The sequence below is a fragment of the Candidatus Enterococcus huntleyi genome (assembly GCF_009933175.1).
In the GTDB taxonomy this organism is placed as follows: Bacteria; Bacillota; Bacilli; order Lactobacillales; family Enterococcaceae; genus Enterococcus_K; species Enterococcus_K huntleyi.
In genome coordinates, this window is the sequence record NZ_MAEJ01000026.1 from 1 (window position 1) to 5,380 (window position 5,380).

The window sequence follows — 5,380 nt, forward strand, 5'->3', positions numbered from 1 at the left end:
CGTGACCGCATCTATTTAGTTCAAGGCTTAATTTTTGAAGACGTTAAAGACAACAAAAAGAAGCTCCAGCTAAGCAAAGCTGCTTAACTGGAGACACTGTACTCTATTCAATTTGACCCTCACCAACACTATTTGACGAAGAGCCTAGAAAAAGAGCCGTAGATAGCACCAAATACATGGCTTTCTCTACGACTCTTCATAAGTTTTTAGTCGACGTATTGGTTTACTAATTCAACGACTTCTTCCATCGTGTCACATTCATCTAGTGCACGTTGTGCAAGTTCAGCCATTTTTGTTGTATCCAAACGTTTCATTAAGCTACGAGTTTTAAGAATTGATGTCGCACTCATTGAGAACTCATCTAAACCTAAGCCCATTAATAATGGAACCGCTGTTTGATCGCCAGCCATCTCGCCACACATACCAGCCCATTTACCTTCAGCATGCGCTGCATCAATCACGTTCTTAAGTAGACGTAAAATTGATGGGTTATATGGTTGGTACAAGTAAGAGACGCGTTCGTTCATACGGTCTGCAGCCATTGTATATTGAATTAAGTCATTCGTTCCAACGCTGAAGAAATCAACTTCTTTAGCGAACTTGTCAGCAATTACTGCTGCCGCAGGAATTTCAATCATAATTCCGACTTGGATTGTATCAGAAACTTTCGTTCCTTCACTTTCCAATTTTTGTTTTTCTTCTTCGAAGATTTGTTTTGCTGCACGGAATTCTTTTAATGTCGCTACCATTGGGAACATAATACGTAGGTTTCCATGAACAGAGGCACGTAACAAAGCACGCATTTGTGTGCGGAACATGTCATCGCCTTGTTCTGATAAACTAATACGTAATGCACGGTAACCCAAGAAAGGATTCATTTCATGCGGTAATTGTAAGTATGGTAATTCTTTGTCCCCACCGATATCCATTGTCCGAACAACAACAGGTTTTCCATCCATACCTTCTAATACTGCTTTGTAAGCAGTATATTGGTCATCTTCGGTTGGAAAATCAGGTGAATCCATGTATAAGAATTCTGTACGATACAATCCAACTGCTTCTCCCCCATTGTTATGCACGCCTTCTAAATCTTTTGGCGTACCAATGTTGGCAGCTAACTCAATATGTTTGCCATCAGCTGTCACAGTTGCTGTATTTTTTAGTTTTTCCCATTCTGCTTTTTGAGCAGCATAAGCTTCACCAATTTTGATAATCTCAGCTTTTTGGTCTTCGGTTGGGTCAACAATGACGTCTCCCTCAATCCCATTAACAGCTATGATATCATTGGCTTTGACTTTTGCAGTGATCTCTTTTGTTCCAACAATTGCTGGAATTTCTAAAGAACGAGCCATAATTGCAGAATGTGAAGTACGTCCGCCAATGTCAGTGACAAAAGCTTTAACGTATTTACGATCTAATTGAGCAGTATCACTTGGTGTTAAGTCATGTGCTACAACTACAACTTCTTCGTTAATCATTGAAGGATTAGGTAAAGTTACACCCAACAGATGAGCTAAAATACGTTTTGCAACGTCACGGATATCCGCAGCTCTCTCTTGCATGTAAGCATTATCGTCCATCGCTTCAAACATACCAATATACATATCAGTAACTTCTTTTAAAGCAGACTCTGCATTAACTTTGTTGTCTTGAATATTTTGCTTGATTTGACCAATCATTTCTGGATCTGAAAGAACCATCAAGTGTGCGTCAAATACTTGCGCTTCTGCTTCACCGAGGCTTTGCGCTGCTTTTTCCCGAATCGCTTGTAATTCTTCAGTAGATTTTGCCAAAGCATCATCTAGGCGAGTTTCCTCAGCGGCAGTATCTTCTACTGTTGCTTTACTGAATGATAAATCCGGTTGAACTAGCAGGTAAGCTTTTGCTACGGCTACGCCATCGCTTGCGGCAATCCCTTTTAGCATTTCAACCATTATTCAGATAATCCTTCTTTCTGCATTGTTTCAACGATAGCAGCCATTGCATCTGCTTCGTCAGCGCCTTCTGCAGTGATTGTTACGTCAGAACCTTGGCCAACACCAAGAGACATAACACCCATAATAGATTTAAGATTTACTGATTTACCTTTGTACTCAAGGTTAATATCAGAGTTAAATTTGCTTGCTGTTTGTACTAACAATGTAGCTGGACGAGCATGAATCCCTGTTTCTGCTACTACGTGAAATTGTTTGTTTTCCATGTTAATCGGTCTCCTTTATAATAAAAGTGTATTTTTATTGTGAGGGTTTTCTTTTTTCATGGTTCATTAGAACCACTCAAATTTTGACCCTTTCAATTGTAAAGATTACCATTTTTTTGCTAACGATACAACACTTTTCCCTCGAAATAAGCGAAAAACCCGCATATTTCATAATATTTCTTTTAATCAAAGCCACCATTCTTCATGAATGCCTATTGTAGCCTAGTTTGGACTAATTATTGTTCAGATTATTTAAATGTATTTCATGAGCTAGTCTTTCCCGCTCCTTATACATTTATCTAGATACCCGAAAATATTTTGCTATCAATTGAGCCTCCATACGCTCATTCGAATTTTGTCTCTTGGATTAATTTTCGTGTTCATTTTATTATTAATGAAGAATTGTTACTCAAATTCCCCACGTATCCACCAGACATTTCCATTTAATTTTAGCAGTCTAAAAACTTGCATGCTTATAAAAAATCAGTATAATTAATTTAAAGGTCAAATTTGGTCAATTATTTTCATTTGCCAATTTATTAAGTTATTTTGACCAAGCGTTTTCTTTTTACCAAAGAGAAAATTCGCGCTAAAATGATGTTAACAACCATTGTGAAAGGACGTGAAGGATGTATGCTTTGTATCAATTGTGAAACAAATGAAGCAACCATTCACCTGTATGCAAATGTTAATGGGCAACGTAAACAACTTGATTATTGTCAAAGTTGTTACCAAAAATTAAAAAATGAACGAAATGGAGAGCGACCACGTATGGCACAACAAGATCCATTTGGTTTTGGTAGCTTAGATGATTTATTCCGCTCCATGTCACGCCAAATGCAAAATCAAGGAAATCCAAATGAACAAACCCCACCAACTCAATTTGGTGGCGGAAATAATTTTAATAACGGGCAACCCCCTCGTGGTGGCCAACCTGGGCAGGGTCTTTTAGGTGAGTATGGAATTAATATTACCGAATTGGCTCGTAAAGGCGATATTGACCCTGTTGTTGGTCGAGATGACGAGATTAAACGAATTATAGAAATTCTGAATCGTCGGACTAAAAATAATCCTGTTTTAATTGGCGAACCAGGTGTCGGCAAAACGGCTGTTGTAGAAGGTCTTGCACAAAAGATTATCGATGGCGATGTTCCACAAAAACTATTGGAAAAAGAAGTCATTCGATTGGATGTCGTTTCTTTGGTTCAAGGTACTGGCATTCGAGGACAATTTGAAGAACGGATGCAAAAACTAATCGAAGAAATTAAACAAGCTGAAAACATCATCTTGTTTATAGATGAAGTCCATGAAATTGTTGGAGCCGGTTCAGCTGGTGACGGCAATATGGATGCTGGAAATATTTTGAAACCAGCCTTAGCTCGCGGCGAATTACAGATGGTTGGGGCAACTACTTTAAATGAGTACCGCATCATCGAAAAAGATGCTGCATTGGAACGTCGGATGCAGCCTGTCCGCGTGGATGAGCCTAGCGTCCCTGAAACAATCGCTATCTTGCAAGGCTTACAAAAACGTTACGAAGATTTCCATCATGTAAAATATACAGATGAAGCGATTAAAGCTGCTGCAACTCTTTCAAATCGCTACATTCAAGACCGGTTCTTACCGGATAAGGCCATTGACTTGCTAGACGAATCAGGTTCTAAAATGAATCTGACTATCCAAATAGTCGATCCAAAAACCATTGAAAAGAAATTAGCAGATGCCGAAGCACAAAAACAACAAGCATCAAAAGAAGAAGATTTCGAAAAAGCTGCCTATTACCGTGACCAAATAAACAAATTACAAGCGATGAAAGAAAAGCAAGTCAGCGATGAAGAAACGCCAGTTATAACTGAAAAAGCTATGGAACAAATTGTCGAGCAAAAAACAGGAATTCCTGTTGGCGAATTAAAAGAAAAAGAACAAACACAATTGAAAAACTTAGCCGATGATTTGAAAAAACATGTGATTGGTCAAGAAGAAGCTATCGATAAAGTTGCTAAAGCAATCCGCCGTAATCGCGTCGGTTTAGGTAAACAAAATCGACCAATTGGTTCGTTCCTATTTGTCGGACCAACAGGTGTTGGGAAAACCGAACTAGCTAAACAACTTGCCTTCGAAATGTTTGGTTCACAAGATGCGATGATTCGTTTTGACATGTCCGAGTATATGGAAAAACACAGTGTCTCAAAACTTATTGGGTCTCCTCCAGGTTATGTTGGCTATGATGAAGCTGGCCAGTTAACTGAAAAAGTTCGTCGGAATCCCTATAGCTTGATTTTATTAGATGAAGTTGAAAAAGCTCACCCAGATGTGCTTCACATGTTCTTACAAATCCTTGATGATGGTCGCTTAACGGATGCACAAGGTCGAACTGTCAGCTTCAAGGATACTCTAATCATCATGACAAGTAATGCTGGAACGGGAAATGTCGAAGCGAATGTTGGCTTTGGTGCCGCTCGTGAAGGCATTACGCGCTCTGTCTTAAATCAATTAAATAATTACTTTACTCCTGAATTCCTCAACCGATTTGACGGAATTGTTGAATTCAAATCATTAAGTAAAGAAAATCTGATGAATATTGTCAGCTTGATGTTGGCTGAAGTCAACGAATTACTTGTTTCTCAACATTTAAATATTGATGTACCAGAAAATGTTAGAGAAAAATTAGTTGACTTAGGCTTTGACCCTTCAATGGGGGCACGCCCTCTACGCAGAACCATTCAAGAACAAATAGAAGACGGCATCGCTGAATTCTATTTAGATCACCCAGCCATCCATGATTTAAAAGCAAAATTGGATAAAGATGGGAAAATTACAATTACTTCAAAGCCTGAACGTTTAGTGAAAGAAGCCGGTGAAGCAGCAACGGACGAATCACCGACCGCTTAATCTAGCTTTATATGAACTGAAAAGATGGGACAAATAGCCAGATGCTACTTGCCCCATCTTTTATTAATCTAAAAAAGAATAACTATCGAATAGATTAGGCTCTTCGTCAAATAGTGTTGGTGAGGGTCAAATTGAATAGAGTACAGTGTCTCCAGTTAAGCAGCTTTGCTTAGCTGGAGCTTCTTTTTGTTGTCTTTAACGTCTTCAAAAATTAAGCCTTGAACTAAATAGATGCGGTCACGTAGATTTGCAAAGTTTCGATAGCCATAAGCCACTCGTTTAATAACC

The 5,380-nt window shown here is 38.7% G+C and carries 3 protein-coding genes; 1 reads left to right on the forward strand and 2 read right to left on the reverse strand.

Annotation, left to right across the window (positions count from 1 at the left end; all coding sequences use genetic code 11):
* Positions 1-206: 206 nt before the first annotated feature.
* Positions 207-1,934: a phosphoenolpyruvate--protein phosphotransferase gene (gene ptsP / locus BAU15_RS11210; RefSeq protein ID WP_161842837.1), complete on the reverse strand. Its 1,728-nt coding sequence runs from the start codon at positions 1,932-1,934 to the stop codon at positions 207-209.
* The gene (locus tag BAU15_RS11215; RefSeq protein ID WP_010767242.1) at positions 1,934-2,200 is read right to left on the reverse strand and encodes a phosphocarrier protein HPr; all 267 of its coding nucleotides are present in this window, start codon (positions 2,198-2,200) and stop codon (positions 1,934-1,936) included. The genes ptsP and BAU15_RS11215 overlap by 1 nt, the downstream gene beginning before the upstream one ends.
* Before the next feature lie 633 nt (positions 2,201-2,833).
* Here BAU15_RS11215 and BAU15_RS11220 point away from each other — a divergent pair.
* Positions 2,834-5,092, forward strand: coding sequence for an ATP-dependent Clp protease ATP-binding subunit (locus BAU15_RS11220; RefSeq protein ID WP_161842839.1), 2,259 nt, complete (start codon positions 2,834-2,836; stop codon positions 5,090-5,092).
* Positions 5,093-5,380 lie beyond the last annotated feature (288 nt).

Bases quoted from the DNA above. Each gene is read 5' to 3' on its own strand.
- ptsP (WP_161842837.1), bottom strand. From the start codon at position 1,934: ATGGTTGAAATGCTAAAAGGGATTGCCGCAAGCGATGGCGTAGCCGTA.
- BAU15_RS11215 (WP_010767242.1), bottom strand. From the start codon at position 2,200: ATGGAAAACAAACAATTTCACGTAGTAGCAGAAACAGGGATTCATGCT.
- BAU15_RS11220 (WP_161842839.1), top strand. From the start codon at position 2,834: ATGCTTTGTATCAATTGTGAAACAAATGAAGCAACCATTCACCTGTAT.